General features: G+C 67.1%; 12 protein-coding genes and 2 tRNA genes. 7 read left to right on the top strand and 7 right to left on the bottom strand.

Translation table 11 applies throughout. The annotated features are described in order from the left end of the window. Positions 1-9 precede the first annotated feature (9 nt). Positions 10-1,947, top strand: a complete 1,938-nt coding sequence (locus JIM94_RS10070) for an FAD/NAD(P)-binding protein (RefSeq protein ID WP_200250335.1) — start codon at positions 10-12, stop codon at positions 1,945-1,947. Here the strand turns inward: JIM94_RS10070 and JIM94_RS10065 are convergent. Beyond that, positions 1,944-2,660 carry an SDR family oxidoreductase gene (locus tag JIM94_RS10065; protein WP_200250337.1) on the bottom strand — a complete coding sequence of 239 codons (717 nt, stop codon included), beginning with the start codon at positions 2,658-2,660 and terminating at the stop codon, positions 1,944-1,946. The two genes, JIM94_RS10070 and JIM94_RS10065, sit on opposite strands and share 4 nt — an antisense overlap. A gap of 47 nt (positions 2,661-2,707) precedes the next feature. On the opposite strand from JIM94_RS10065, the gene JIM94_RS10060 reads away from it, so the two are divergent. Next, positions 2,708-3,673 carry a mechanosensitive ion channel family protein gene (locus tag JIM94_RS10060; protein WP_248085887.1) on the top strand — a complete coding sequence of 322 codons (966 nt, stop codon included), beginning with the start codon at positions 2,708-2,710 and terminating at the stop codon, positions 3,671-3,673. A gap of 1 nt (position 3,674) precedes the next feature. After that, positions 3,675-4,070, top strand: a complete 396-nt coding sequence (locus tag JIM94_RS10055; protein ID WP_200250340.1) for a globin — start codon at positions 3,675-3,677, stop codon at positions 4,068-4,070. A 31-nt stretch (positions 4,071-4,101) separates the two neighbouring features. Here the strand turns inward: JIM94_RS10055 and JIM94_RS10050 are convergent, their stop codons facing one another. The 5 genes from JIM94_RS10050 to JIM94_RS10030 all read right to left on the bottom strand — a co-directional run bounded on the left by JIM94_RS10050 (position 4,102) and on the right by JIM94_RS10030 (position 10,302). Continuing rightward, positions 4,102-4,752, bottom strand: a complete 651-nt coding sequence (locus JIM94_RS10050) for a DUF8185 domain-containing protein (RefSeq protein WP_200250348.1) — start codon at positions 4,750-4,752, stop codon at positions 4,102-4,104. After that, positions 4,749-5,231 carry an acyl-CoA thioesterase gene (locus JIM94_RS10045; protein WP_200250351.1) on the bottom strand — a complete coding sequence of 161 codons (483 nt, stop codon included), beginning with the start codon at positions 5,229-5,231 and terminating at the stop codon, positions 4,749-4,751. The genes JIM94_RS10050 and JIM94_RS10045 overlap by 4 nt, the downstream gene beginning before the upstream one ends. 234 nt (positions 5,232-5,465) lie before the next feature. Continuing rightward, on the bottom strand, positions 5,466-7,136 hold the full coding sequence (ettA, locus tag JIM94_RS10040) for an energy-dependent translational throttle protein EttA (protein ID WP_200250360.1): 1,671 nt from the start codon (positions 7,134-7,136) through the stop codon (positions 5,466-5,468). 137 nt (positions 7,137-7,273) lie between these two features. Continuing rightward, a complete protein-coding gene (locus tag JIM94_RS10035; protein ID WP_200250362.1) occupies positions 7,274-7,822 on the bottom strand; it encodes a single-stranded DNA-binding protein in 549 nt (182 codons plus the stop codon). A gap of 152 nt (positions 7,823-7,974) precedes the next feature. Continuing rightward, positions 7,975-10,302 (bottom strand): bifunctional copper resistance protein CopD/cytochrome c oxidase assembly protein, encoded by a 2,328-nt coding sequence (locus JIM94_RS10030; protein ID WP_200250364.1) that lies wholly within the window; start codon positions 10,300-10,302, stop codon positions 7,975-7,977. 138 nt (positions 10,303-10,440) lie between these two features. Between JIM94_RS10030 and JIM94_RS10025 the strand changes: the two genes are divergently transcribed. From JIM94_RS10025 to JIM94_RS10010, 4 genes are all read left to right on the top strand, one after another. Then, a tRNA-Arg gene (locus JIM94_RS10025) sits at positions 10,441-10,514 on the top strand. A 322-nt stretch (positions 10,515-10,836) separates the two neighbouring features. Continuing rightward, on the top strand, positions 10,837-11,637 hold the full coding sequence (cmrA, locus tag JIM94_RS10020) for a mycolate reductase (RefSeq protein ID WP_200250366.1): 801 nt from the start codon (positions 10,837-10,839) through the stop codon (positions 11,635-11,637). Positions 11,638-11,640: 3 nt separating this feature from the next. Continuing rightward, positions 11,641-12,294: an oligoribonuclease gene (gene orn, locus JIM94_RS10015; RefSeq protein ID WP_200250368.1), complete on the top strand. Its 654-nt coding sequence runs from the start codon at positions 11,641-11,643 to the stop codon at positions 12,292-12,294. Between the two features lie 69 nt (positions 12,295-12,363). Further along, a tRNA-His gene (locus JIM94_RS10010) sits at positions 12,364-12,436 on the top strand. 561 nt (positions 12,437-12,997) lie between these two features. On the opposite strand, the gene JIM94_RS10005 is transcribed toward JIM94_RS10010, so the two are convergent. Beyond that, positions 12,998-13,835: VaFE repeat-containing surface-anchored protein (locus JIM94_RS10005; RefSeq protein WP_200250370.1), on the bottom strand; the 838-nt coding region annotated here is incomplete at its 5' end.

The raw sequence follows: 13,835 nt of genomic DNA, 5'->3' as shown, positions 1-13,835 counted from the left end.
CCTGACTGTGTGACTTCCCCGAAACCCGGTACCACGCAGTCGATCGCGATCATCGGCGCCGGGCCGCGCGGCACGTCGGTGCTGGAGCGGCTCGGCGCCGCCCTGCACGAGGCCCCCGGACAGGCGCGCCTGGACGTGCACCTCATCGACGGGGCCCAGCACGGCTCCGGCGAGGTGTGGCGCACCGACCAGTCGGGTGAGCTGTGCATGAACACCCTCGCCGGTGCGGTGACGATGTTCACGGAACCCGGCTCGACGGTGTCGGCCCCCGTGCGGCGGGGGCCGACACTCCACGAGTGGGTCCGGCTGTTGCGCGGGGAGAACCCCGACGAGGCGGGGATCGACCCGGACGTCGCCCGGGTGTTCCGGCGGAACCGTCCCGCGCCGGTGGTGGCGGTGGCCTTCGCCGACGAGCTGCGCACCACGCGCCCCGAATCGAACCCGAGCCGCCGTCTCTACGGCGCGTACCTCCGGTGGTTCCTCGACGTGACCAGGCGCGGGCTTCCCCCTCAGGTCACACTCCACCACCACCGCAGCCGCGCGGTCGCGATCACCGCGACCACCGACGGAACCGACGAGATCACGCTCGCGGACGGAGCGGTGGTCCGGGCGGGTGCGACGGTGCTCGCCCCCGGCTGGCAGCTCTCTGTGCCGGACGACGCCGACCGTCTCGACGCGTCGGACGAGCTGACGTGGATCCGGCCCGGCCAACCCGCGGACCAACGGCTCGACCTCATAGTCCCGGGCGAAACAGTGCTGCTCCGCGGCCTGGGAATGGGGTTCTTCGACGCGATGATTCTCCTCACGGCGGGTCGCGGCGGGCGGTTCGTGGACGATCCCGCGGCGCGCTCCGGCCTGCGGTACGTCCCCTCCGGCCGTGAGCCGCGGATCGTCGCGGCATCGGGCCGTGGCTACCCGCTGTTCCCGAAGTCCGAGTACCGCTCGCTGCCGCCCCGGATGCCGCACACCAGACTGCGGGCCGTCGTCCGCGAGCTCTCCGCCGGCGACGCGCCGATCGATGTCGACCGGCAGGTGTGGCCCGCCGTCGCCCGGGACGCCCACGAGGCGTACCACCGCGCCCTGCACCGGACGCACCCCGACCGGGGCGTCGATCCGGCGGACCTCGTCGCGCTCATCGACGACACCCCGGTGGCGGACCTCCCGCGGGTGTTGGCGGCCAGGGTCCCCGGCGCACCCGTGTTCGACCCCGGTGCCGAGGCCGATCCGCTGGCCGCCCGCGGGATCACCGGACCACTGTCCCCGGAGGAGTTCACCGCCGCGGTCGCGGACGGCCTGGCCGCGGACATCACCCACGCCGCCGCGGGCCGGGACAGTGCGTGGAAGGAGGGGATGTGGTCGATCGCGTCGGCACGCAGGACCGTCTCGGTCCTCGGGGCGAACGGCCGCTACACCCCGGACTCCCGGCGCGGCCGCTACGCCTGGATGATGGCGCTGGGCAGGATGGCGGGCTCCGGTCCCCCGGCCTTCCGCACCCGGGAGCTGCTCGCCCTCGTCGACGCCGGCGTCGTGTCCTTCCTCGGGGCGCACCCCACCGTCGCGGTGACCGACGGCGGGTACCGTATGCACTCCCCCACGACGGACCGGGCGGTCACCGGGCGGGTGCTCCTCGACGCCCGTCTCCCGGCACCGGATGTGCGCACCACCGCTGACCCGCTCATGCGGGATCTGCTGCAGCGGGGCCGGATCCGGGTGTTCCGCCTGTCCGACGGATCGACGACCCCCTCCCCGGAGGTCGATCCGGTGACACAGCGGGTGATCACCGCCGACGGGACACCGGATCCGCGGCTCCACCTCATCGGGATCCCCACCCACGCACAGATGCCGGACACCACGATCAGCCCGATGCCGGGCACCGACGCGACACTGTTGCGGACGACGGACGCCGCCGCCGTGCACGCCCTGGCGGCGGTGTCCGGGCGGGTCTAACGGTCCGCCAGCTCGATCCGGGGCCGGACCGCGATGTCGGTGAGCTGTGCGGTCGGCCCCGCCGTGACGGCGAGTCGGACCGCGGCCGCGACCTCCCCGGGCTCGATGTAGTGGTCGGGGGTGTAGGTTCCGCCCGCGGACTCGACGATGCCCCGCAGCATCGGGGTGTCGGTCGGACCGGGGGCGACGCCGCTGACGCGCACCCCGGTACCCGCCTCCTCCTTGCGCAGACTGTCCGCCAGACCGCGCAGCGCGTGCTTGGTGGCGGTGTACACGGTGGTGCCCGGATGGGCCCCGTGGCCCGCCCCGGAGTTGATGAACACCACGTTTCCCCGGGCCGCCCGGAGCGCCGGCAGCAGCCGGCGGGTGAGTTCCGCGGGCACCACGACGTTCAGGTCGAGCATGCTCCGCCACTGCTCCGGGGTGGCCTGCTCCACCGAGAACCGGTGCCCGACCGCCGCGGCGTGCACCACGACGTCGACACGCGGAAGCTCCAGGATCTCCCGCAGCCCGGTGCCCGGTTCGGAGTCGAGGAGCTCGGCCACCAGATCGCAGCGCAGGGCGCGAACGTGGTCGAGCGTGTCGAGTTCCGCCAGTGCGGCCCCGTCTCGGCCGAGGGCGAGAACGTCGAAGTCGGGGGCGAGGCTGTCGACGACGGCGCGGCCGATGCCGCCCGTCGCCCCGGTGATGACTGCTACGGGTCGGTTACTCATGGGCCCCACCCTAGTGCCCGGGCCCGCACCCGGTAGGTTCATTAGACGTGAAGGATACGTTGCGCGATATTTTCCGGGACAAGCACGGGCTGAACACCGAGGGGCTGATCGACATGGCCGTCGCGGTGGGCGTGATCCTCGTGGTGGCGATCGTGATCCAGTGGACACTGATCGTCCTCATCAGGCGGATCTCCCGGCACGCGATCCAACGGGGCCCGGGACATTCGCTGTTCGGGGAGTCGATCGCGGTCGTACAGGAGGAGACGCGGGACCGGGAGCGTCGGGAGGCGAGAATCACGACGCTGTCGTCGGTGGCGCGTTCCGCCGTCGCGATCTTCGTGTGGACCTGGGCGGGCCTGGCGGTCCTCTCCGAACTCGGGGTGCAGGTCGGCCCTCTGGTGGCCTCGGCGGGTGTCGCCGGTGTCGCCCTCGGCTTCGGTGCGCAGTCGCTGGTGAAGGACTTCCTGTCCGGGATCTTCATGCTGATCGAGGACCAGTACGGCGTCGGCGATTCCATCGATGTCGGTGACGCGGTGGGCACGGTTGAGGCGGTCTCCCTCCGGCTGACCACGATCCGTGACGTCGACGGCACCCTGTGGTTCGTCCGTAACGGGCTGATCCAGCGGGTCGGCAACTCCACCAAGGGGCACGCCGTCGCGCGGATCGACGTCCCCGTCGGTCTCTCGAACGACGTCGAGGAGGCGAAGAAGGCCATCGGGGACGCCGCCCGTGCCGCCGCCGCGAGCGACGCCCTGAAGGACTCCGTTCTCAGCGAACCCGAGGTCGACGGGGTGCACGCGCTGGCGGTGGACCACATGCTCATCCGGGTCCGTGCGAAGGTCGTCGCCGGAACCCAGTGGGCCACGCGCCGCGAGCTTCTCGGCCGGATCATCACCGACCTGCGGGACCGGGGCATCTCGACGCCCTACCCCAACGGCATCGGGATCAGCGCCGAGCCGTCGGCCACCGAAGGAACCGCGGGCCCGGCGGGCCCCACCACGAAGGAGAACTGACATGACCGGAACACCGGCCAGTTTCTACGAGGCCGTCGGCGGTGAGGAGACCTTCACCACGATCGTGCACCGGTTCTACCTGCAGGTGCGCGAGGACGATCTCATCGGTCCGATGTACCCGCACGACGACTGGGAGGGGGCGGAGGCACGACTGAAGTGGTTCCTCGCCCAGTACTGGGGCGGTCCCCAGACCTTCAGCGAGAACCGGGGGCATCCCCGGCTCCGGATGCGCCACCACCCGTTCTCGATCGGCGTCGCGGAGCGGGACCGCTGGCTGGAGATGATGGCCAACGCCATCGACACCGTCGACGAGGAGACGTTGCCCGCCCCGTACCGTGCCGCCCTGTGGGAGCACATGGTGCGCGTCGCGGACATGTTGATCAACCGGTTCGACTGAGTGTCCACGCGGTCCGGGCCACGCCCCCGGATCAAAGCGGGAGAACAGACCGGCGGGTGCTGCGGTAGACGGTACCGTACGGGGCGTCGACCCGTACCCAGGTTCCGGCGCGGGAAACCCGGAGGTGGCGGGGAATCGTCCCGGGGGCGGCGGCACCGGGGATGAGTCCCAGTGAGGTGCACGTGAACACCATCCGCATGGTGATCTCCGCTGTTCCGGCCCCTGCGTCCTCGGTGTCGCCGGGGCCGGTGACGGTGAGGACCGTCTGGTCCAGGAGTGACTGCGGTGGGCCGAGGGGGCCGGAGAACTGGCGGGCGAGAGCCTGTCCCTGATCGGCGAGCTGCCGTACGACGGCCACGGGGAGGGTGTCCAGGAGGAGGAATCCGTCCGCCGGGGGCAGTGCACCCGGCCAGGCGATGTCGCAGGCGGGGCCGATGTCCGTGCGTTGCTCGGTGAGTGCTTCGTGGAGGTCGGCGGCGCGGACGACGGCACCGTCGCGGCCGACGGTTCCCTCGACGCGGCGACTGGCGATCACGTCGAACGGGGTGGTGACGAAGACGTCGACGGTGCGTCCGTCACGCTGCCGCCACCGGGCGGTGGCGTCCGGGTCGATACCGGTCGCCCGGGCCAGCAGCGCCCGGAGGCCTCCGGTTCCGGCGGTGACGGTGAGTGCCTCGGTCACTCTTCGCCGACCTCTTTCCCGGGGTCGGCGGCGTCCGTGACATCCGTACCTGCGGCGCGGCTGAGCACCTTCAGTTCATTCGTCGTGATGGCACGGGGGGTGGCGGTCTTGAGGTCGACGGCGATCTGGACGCACTCGATGACACAGGCGACGGTTCCGTGCCGGTCGATGATCGACTGGCTCGTCGTGAACGAGGTCCGTCCGACGCGGGTCACGCGGGTCTCGACGAGGACGGTGGAGGTGTCCGGGAGGATGGGACTCATGTAGCTGGCGTCCAGTCGACGGATGAACACGGCCGGTACCTCATGTCCCCGACCGATGAACTCCTCCAGGGCGAAGATGTTCCGGGCTTCCTGGGCGAGTTCGATGTAGGCGGCGTTGTTGAGGTGCCCGAAACGGTCGAAGTCGGACCAGCGTACGTGCACCTCCGCAGTGTGGACGGGGGTGTTTCCGGTGGTGCGGTCGTTGCTGTTGGCCATGTGTGTTCGGGGATCCTTCCGTGCGGGTACCGTCGCGGGCCGTCGGGTTCCCGGTCCGGACGCGGCCCCGGGACACCAATCTATACCTGCCGAGGGATCGGCACGACGATTTCATTTCAAGATCAAAAGCATACTGAACGGTTCCGGCCCCGCACGGTCGGGGGTGTTTCCGATCGTGCGGGGCCGGTGACGCGATCCGGTGTCGGCGGACTGCGCGTCAGATCATCATTCGGATCAGCGGGTCAGCTTGCGGTGCGTGACACGCGACGGGCGTGCGGCCTCCGCGCCGAGACGCTCGACCTTGTTCTTCTCGTACTCCTCGAAGTTGCCCTCGAACCAGAACCACTGGCCCTCGGCGACGTTGCCCTCCCAGGCGAGGATGTGGGTACAGGTGCGGTCCAGGAACCAGCGGTCGTGGGAGATGACCACGGCGCAACCCGGGAACTGCACGAGGGCGTTCTCCAGCGAGGACAGGGTCTCGACGTCCAGGTCGTTGGTGGGCTCGTCGAGCAGGATCAGGTTTCCGCCCTGCTTCAGGGTCAGCGCCAGGTTCAACCGGTTGCGCTCACCACCGGAGAGCACCTTCGCGGGCTTCTGCTGGTCCGGCCCCTTGAAACCGAAGGCGGAGAGGTAGGCGCGCGACGGCATCTCGTTCTGACCGACGACGATGTGGTCGAGGCCGTCGGAGACGACCTCCCAGACGGTCTTCTCACCGTCGATGTTCTCGCGGTTCTGGTCGACGTAGGACAGTTTCACGGTCTGCCCGACGGTGACCTCACCGGAATCCGGCTCCTCGAGGCCGACGATCGTCTTGAACAGGGTGGACTTACCGACACCGTTCGGGCCGATGACACCGACGATACCGTTGCGCGGCAGCGTGAAGGAGAGATCCTTGATGAGGACACGACCGTCGAACCCCTTGGTCAGGTTCTTCGCCTCGACGACCTGGTTGCCCAGACGCGGCGGCGTCGGGATCTGGATCTCCTCGAAGTCGAGCTTCTTGTACTTCTCGGCCTCGGTGGCCATCTCCTCGTAGCGCGCGAGACGGGCCTTGTTCTTCGCCTGCCGTGCCTTCGCACCGGAACGGACCCAGGCCAGCTCCTCCTTCAGGCGCTTCTGCAGCTTCTGGTCCTTCTTACCGGCGACCTCGAGACGCTTCGCCTTGGTCTCCAGGTAGGTGGAGTAGTTGCCCTCGTAGGGGTACAGCTTGCCGCGGTCGACCTCACAGATCCACTGCGCGACGTGATCCAGGAAGTACCGGTCGTGGGTGACGGCGAGAACGGCACCCGGGTACTTGGCCAGGTGCTGCTCCAGCCAGAGCACGCTCTCGGCGTCGAGGTGGTTGGTCGGCTCGTCGAGGAGCAGCAGATCCGGCTCGGACAGCAGCAGCTTCGCCAGCGCGACACGACGGCGCTCACCACCGGAGAGGTGGGTGACGGGCTCATCGCCGGGCGGGCAGCGCAGGGCGTCGAGCGCCTGGTCGATCTTCGAGTCGATCTCCCACGCGTCAGCGGCATCCAGATCCTCCTGGAGTTTGCCGAACTCCTCCATCAACTCATCGGAGTAGTCCGTGGCCATCTGCTCGGCGACGGCCTCGTAACGCTGCTTCTTCTCGAAGATCTCGCCGAGCCCCTCCTCGACGTTCTCCCGGACGGTCTTGTCCTCGTTCAACGGCGGCTCCTGCAACAGGATGCCGACGGTGGAACCCGGATCAATGAACGCCTCACCGTTCGACGGCTGGTCAAGACCGGCCATGATCTTCAGGATCGATGACTTACCGGCACCGTTCGGGCCGACGACGCCGATCTTGGCGCCGGGGTAGAAGGCCATGGTGACGTTGTCGAGAATGACTTTGTCCCCGTGTGCTTTACGCACGCTCTTCATCGTGTAGATGAACTCGCCCATGTTTGTCCCTTAGTGCTTTCTACTAGATTGCGGTACTGCCCCACGAGGTTACCCCACAGACCCCGAACACCCCGAGGAGCGGAGGCGACCACCACCGGAGACACCCCGGCCCGACACCGGGAGTCCCGCACCCGGGGCTAGAACGGTGGATCAGCTTCTCCACCACCTCCGGCCCCCACACCCACGGGAACCTCCCCCTCCCCCGGATGTGAGTCATCCGGCACCGCCGGTGCCCCCGACCGACCACGAGCGTCAGGCTCCTGCCCCGGCAGGCACCCGGACGTCACCCATCCCCCGGTCAACGGTTCCGCGACGACCTCACCCCCGGGCGCCACGGACGTGGTGAGATAGCGGTTCAGATCCGGCCCGATGTGGCTCGCCCGCAGCACGATCCGCGAACGGTTCCCGTCCGTCTCCGCGTCGGTCCACGTCTCCAGGACCACCGTCCCGACCACGAGGACACTCATCCCCTTCCGCAGACACCGGCGCGCATGCTCGGCCAACCGACCCCAGCACTGCACCTCGATCCACAGCGTGTCGTAGTCGATCCATGTACCGTCCTTCTCCCCCGGGCGCCGACGGTTGGCGCAGAGCCGGAACCTGGCGACGCCGTTGCGCCCGTTCACGCCGTGATAGGTGGGGTCCGCCCCGATGTTGCCGGTGAGAGTGAAGCTGTGCTGGGCCATGTGGGTGGCTCCTTTCGAAAAGTGTGCCGATGTATCGGATGTACACCGCCACACTCACACCTCACCCCGCAACGACACCTCCACGGGGCACGGCCCCTGTGCACAAGGTGCCGACGCCGGGTTGTTACCCACAGCCACCGGGACACCGCACTCTAGCGTCCCGTTTCGGGTGCCGCCCCTCCCGACGCACTGATGTCCCGCTCGTAGTACTCGTCGAAGTAGTTCTCCCCGGCGTTCACCTTCGCCAGCATCTCGTTGTACGCCGCCATGTCCTCGTCATCGGTCGCGTCCGCACGCCGGTCGTAGATCCGCATCTCACGACGGTCGTACCGCCACCACTCGAGAAGAACCGCACCGAAGATGATCAGCAACGGGAACTGGCCCGACGCCCACGCGATGCCACCACCGACATTCTGGTCCTTGAGCAGATCGATGTCCCACGGCAGGCCGAGCGTGGAGTAGAAGTCGTACGCCAGCACCGTCTGCATCTGCATCAGCGTGACCCCGAAGAACATGTGGAACGGCAACGAGAAGAACAACCACGCGCCCTTCCCCATCGGACTGCGCCGCACCGGAACCGGATCGACCCCGATGAGTTCCCAGTAGTACATGAACCCGGACCACAGGAACACCACGTTCATCGTCAGGTGGCCCGCATGCTCGGCGACCGCGACGTCGTAGAGCGGCGTCAGATAGAGAATGTAGAACAGCACCACGAACTGGATCGTGTTCACCGCCGGATGCGTCAGGAATCTGACCACCGGATTGTCGACGGCGACGAGCAGCCACTCACGCGGCCCGGGTTCATCCGGACACCCCGGTTCGAACGCGGCGAGAAACAGGGTGAACGGGCCACCCAGCACCCAGAACACCGGGACCCCCATCGTCAGGATCATGTGCCCGATCATGTGCATCGAGAACGTCGCCGGCATGTTCAGACCGATCCCCGAACACATCGTGAGAACCAGCAGCAGATTCCCGAGCTGGAACCAGACGGTACGCACCACTGGCCAGGCCATGCCCCGTCCGTGCAGTCGACGCACCCCCCACATGTACGCGACGGCGAGGATCACACCGAGAGAACCGAAGACGATGTCGAAACGCCACATCGTCCACACGTTCCACATCGTCGGCTCAACGAAGAGCTTGTACCCGAGCTGAATGTCCATCGTGTTCAGGTCCACCGAACGCGGCGGCGGAGGGGGCGTCCGCCCCAGGGAGACCGCCACACCGGTGATCGCGGCCATCACCAGAACCTCGACGGCCGCGACCCGCCGGAACAACGAGTGATCCCCGGGATCCCGCCTGATCGCCGGAATCGTCGCCCTACGGTGGGCGTAGCCGAACAGCGCGAGGACCACCACACCGACGGTCTTCGCCGTGATGAGCAAACCGTAGCCCGTGGTGAACCAGTCGGACCACTGGATCCGGATCGCCGCATTCACCAGACCCGACACGCTCATCACACCGACGGAGAACACCGCGATCACCGAATACCGTTCCACCGCGAGATCCATCCGGGTACCACGCCGCCGACCATGCGCGATCAGCGCCATGAGACCGCCGACCCACAGCGTCATGCACAGCAGGTGCCAGAGGTAGGAATTCGTCCCGTAGTCATGGTCGCCACCGGTCGCGGAATGTCCCTCGAGACCGAGGGGCACGACCATCGCGATCGCCCCGAGCAACAGCAACGGCTGCATCACCCAGCGGCTCGACAGGAACCCCACCGCCGCCGTCGCACCGGCGATCACCGCAACCACGAGCCACGCCAGGGACGTCGACACCTGGTTCACCGCGATCAGCCAGTTCGCTGGACGCAACGCGGTGGCGAGCGACTCACCGGACACGTCCGAGAGATACATCGGCACCATGAGCAGTGCGATCAGACCGACACACGCCGCCGCGACGGTTCCGGTACGCGCGGCGATCGACCCGTCCACTCCGAGCCGTGCGGCACAGAGATTCCTCCGCGTCACCGCATCAGCATCGGATTCCGCGGACATCTCCTCGTCAACCTCGGGAACATCGTCCACGATGTTCCCGGCACCTCCGGCGGGCTCTGATCGGGCCCCTGTTCCACCTGCACGGATCTCCCGGATCTCCTCCGTGGACAGAGGACCCGTGAGGGGGGACGTCAGGAAGGAGCTGAACAGGAACGAGCCCACGGACAACGCCATGAGCATCACCGCGGCCGACCTCAGCAACGGAAGCCCGGCGGTCGTCGCGGGACCCGGGTCGGGAATCCCGAGCGCCGCCAACGACTCCCCCAGGAAGCCCCACGAAATCACCGCACCGACGACACCGGCCGTGAGGAAGAACAGGACGTAGAGTCCGAACGAACCACGGACCCGCCGCCCGGATCCACGAGATCCCCCGTCGACACCACCGGCCCGTACCGGGTCAACCGGATTCTCCACACCATCCACGGCAGCGCCGTCAGGGGCTGCGTACGGGGAACTGTCGGGTTGTGCATCCATGGCTACAGCGTATCGCTGTCCACCCGCTCCCCCTAGCCACGCAGACCACTCCGGGGGGTTTGGTGCACCGGGCCCCGGGTGGGGTAAAGTCTCGCACCGAAAGTCCGGAAAGAACCTTCGTGTTCCGACGGCCTTCACGCCTCCGTAGCTCAGTGGATTAGAGCATCCGGTTTCTACCCGGCTGGTCGCGGGTTCGAATCCTGCCGGGGGCACAGATTCCGCAGCCCCGGTTCCATCACCAGATGGGTCCGGGGCTGCACCCGTCGGTACCGCCCCTGAGTTCGCGTACCGGCGTCACCGGGCCCCCGGGTCGCCCCGTACCGGGCGTGCCGTGGGGTGCGGTCATCTCCCGGGACACATCGGGAGCACCCGTCCCACGCCTGGCGCCACCCCCGGGCACAGCGGTGCCCTGGTCTGCTCCGGCCACCGGAGCCGCCGGCGGGCGTCACCGCCTGCCCCGACGTCTTCCCCGGTAGGTACGATGAACCGGGTCAGCCGTTCCACCGTCCACGGATTTCTCATGAAGGAGACCCCATGGCTTTACCCTCCCCCCGAAAAGACTCCCGAGCCCTCGTCACCGGGGCGAGCCAGGGAATCGGTATGGCGATGGCACGGGACCTGGCACGCCTCGGCCACAACCTGATTCTCGTCGCCAGGCGGGAGGACGTGCTCCGCCGGTTCGCCGATGAACTGGAGACGACACACGGAGTCACCGTCGATGTCCGCCCGTGCGACCTCGCCGACCCCGAGGCCCGCAGGACCCTCATCGACGACATCAACGACACGGACATCAGCATCATCATCAATTCAGCCGGCATCGCCAGTTTCGGCGCATTCATGGACCAGGACTGGGAGTACGAGACGAACCAGTTCCAGCTGAACGCCGCCGCCGTGTTCGAGCTGACACGGGCGGTACTGCCCGGGATGCTCGCCCGCCGAAGTGGCGCCATCTGCAACGTGGGTTCAGCGGCCGGAAACATGCCGATCCCGAACAACGCCACGTACGTGTTCACCAAAGCCGGCGTCAACGCGTTCACCGAGGCACTCCATTACGAGCTGAGGGGAACCGGTGTCACCTGTACGCTGCTCGCCCCGGGGCCCGTCCGCGACGCGGTGATCGAGGAAGAGGACAAGTCGATCGTCGACAAGGTCGTCCCCGATTTCCTGTGGACCACCTACGAGTCCTGCTCCCGGGAAACCCTCCAGGCCATGTCCGGCAACCGCAGACGGGTGGTGCCGGGACCACTGGGCAAGGCCATGGACCGGATCAGTTCCGTCATGCCGACAGCGATCAGCGCACCCGTCATGGGGTCGTTCTACAAGAAGATGGGGTGACCCGTGAGCAACGTCAACGATGAAACCGGGAAGATTCCCGCGAAGAACGATCGACTCGTCTGGGTGGATCTAGAGATGACGGGCCTCAACCCCTCGACCGATGTGATCGTCGAGGTCGCCGCCGTCATCACGGACGCCAACCTGAACATACTCGGAGAGGGCGTGGACCTCGTCGTCCACGCCACCGACGAGGAACTGTCCAGGATGGACGGCTTCGTCACCGAGATGCACCGGGCCTCAGGCCTCACCGAGGAGGTCCGGAAGTCGACGGTGTCCCTCGCGGACGCCGAGCAGGCGGTCCTGGATCTGATCTCCGAGCACTGCGACCCGGATCATCCCGCTCCCCTGGCCGGGAACTCCATTGCGACGGACAGGGCGTTCATCAGGGCGCACATGCCTCTCCTCGACGCGGCCCTGCACTACCGGATGATCGATGTCTCCTCCATCAAGGAGCTGGCCCGCCGCTGGTACCCGAGGGTGTACTTCCGCCAGCCCGACAAAGGTATGGCGCACAGGGCACTGGCCGACATCGTCGAGTCCGTCCGGGAACTGGACTACTACCGCCGGGCGATCTTCGTGGAGCATCCGGGACCGGGATCCGAGGAGACACAGGCCGCTGCTGCGGAATCGGTGCAGGCTTTTGAGCGGTTTTTGTAAAACGGGTGTCCTGAGTTAAGATATTCCTCGCTGCTCACACTCCGGCTAAACGGTTTGTGAACTGTGATGGTGGCTGTAGTTCAGCTGGTAGAGCACCAGGTTGTGATCCTGGGTGTCGCGGGTTCGAGTCCCGTCAGCCACCCCCAATTGAAAAGAACTCCCCGTGGTCGATGACTGCGGGGAGTTCTTTTTTTCGTGTCCGTTCACCGCCCCGGGTGTGGCGCGGCGCCATACCCCTGCCCCTTCGCCGGGAACCGGCTTCCCGGCTCCCGCCGATGGCCGTGAGCGCGGCTGTTCATGTCCCGTGTCACACGGGACAGCGCACCGGGACGTCTACCGTGTCCAGTGCCCCGGTCACGTCCTCCCCCCCGGTTCAACGACGTCACTCGTGGCACGGTGCCCTGTGGTGTCCCGGATGACCGTTTCGGGACAGAGCCGGCCAGGACGGTGGACCGGCTCGTGTGTCTGCCGGTGGTGTCTCCACCTTTTTCGGTACCGGTGCGGGTTCCGCCCTCGCGTCGAGTGATTGTGGGGAGTCTCGTTTTTCGACGGCGGTGTCGACTGTCGGTGTTCGGGGTTTGTTCTGTGGGTGACTGCCTGTCCGTGTGCGTTCCACGGATTTTCGGTCCGGACGTGCAGAATCCCGGGCCCTGTTTCCGGGACCCGGGATTCTGTGTGATCAGCCGTTAGGCGAAACTAGCTGTCAGTTCCGTCGACGGCGGACCGCGACCAGTACCGCTCCGAGGAGGAGCAGCATCAGGCCCGCCAGGATGGTGATCATGACGTTCGCGCCTGTCACGGCGAGCATTCCACCCTGCTTGGGCTTCTCGACATGATCTGTCACCTGGTGTTCATTGGTGGAACCGGTCTGGGGAACGACGTTGTTGGACGATGTCCCCTGTTCGGTGCTGCCACCGTGAGCGGAGCTCAGGGCCGGCTGCTCCACTGCATGCGATGCGGAGCCTGCACCGATCGCCAGCAGGATCGCCGCCGGGATCAGCGGGAGCCAGATACCGGAGCTCAGCAGACCGCAGTTGTCTGCGGAACCGTTGTCTCCGGAGCTGCTGCCCGAATCGTTTGATCCCGTACCGGTGCTTCCCGGTCCGGTGGATCCGTTGTCGGAGGAACCGAGGCTGGAACCGTTACCGGTGGAACCGGTGCCGGTGCTCGATCCCGTGCCGGTGCTGGAACCGGTGGAGTCCGTGGAACCGTACTCACATTCACTGCTTCCACCACTCGACAGTCCGAAGAAGGCGAGGAGTGCGGAAGACCCGAAGAAGTCCGATGATCCGAAGGAACTACCGGGCGTTGAGCCTTCACCTTCGACGACCTTGACGGTCTGAGCCGCGTCATCGATGTCCTCATGAGAACCAACCGGAGTCACTGACGTATCAGTACCCTCGAACAGCTTCTCAAAGGCAACCAGAGTCTTACCGGCCAAAGTACCCGGCAGCTCGAAGACAACCTCAACCGAACCATCAGCCGTCTCTGCCGTGAACGTCGTAGACGCTTCAACACCAGTCGACTTGCCAGTCTCCTTG

It is taken from the genome of Corynebacterium pygosceleis (genome assembly GCF_016595275.2).
Classification (GTDB): Bacteria; Actinomycetota; Actinomycetes; order Mycobacteriales; family Mycobacteriaceae; genus Corynebacterium; species Corynebacterium pygosceleis.
Note: the sequence above shows the minus strand (reverse complement) of the source record. Positions and strands in the feature narration are given on the sequence as shown.

Coding starts and splice junctions, on each gene's coding strand:
- JIM94_RS10035 (WP_200250362.1), bottom strand. CDS start 7,822: ATGGCCCAGCACAGCTTCACTCTCACCGGCAACATCGGGGCGGACCCC.
- JIM94_RS10030 (WP_200250364.1), bottom strand. CDS start 10,302: ATGGATGCACAACCCGACAGTTCCCCGTACGCAGCCCCTGACGGCGCT.
- JIM94_RS10045 (WP_200250351.1), bottom strand. CDS start 5,231: ATGGCCAACAGCAACGACCGCACCACCGGAAACACCCCCGTCCACACT.
- ettA (WP_200250360.1), bottom strand. CDS start 7,136: ATGGGCGAGTTCATCTACACGATGAAGAGCGTGCGTAAAGCACACGGG.
- cmrA (WP_200250366.1), top strand. CDS start 10,837: ATGGCTTTACCCTCCCCCCGAAAAGACTCCCGAGCCCTCGTCACCGGG.
- JIM94_RS10055 (WP_200250340.1), top strand. CDS start 3,675: ATGACCGGAACACCGGCCAGTTTCTACGAGGCCGTCGGCGGTGAGGAG.
- JIM94_RS10065 (WP_200250337.1), bottom strand. CDS start 2,660: ATGAGTAACCGACCCGTAGCAGTCATCACCGGGGCGACGGGCGGCATC.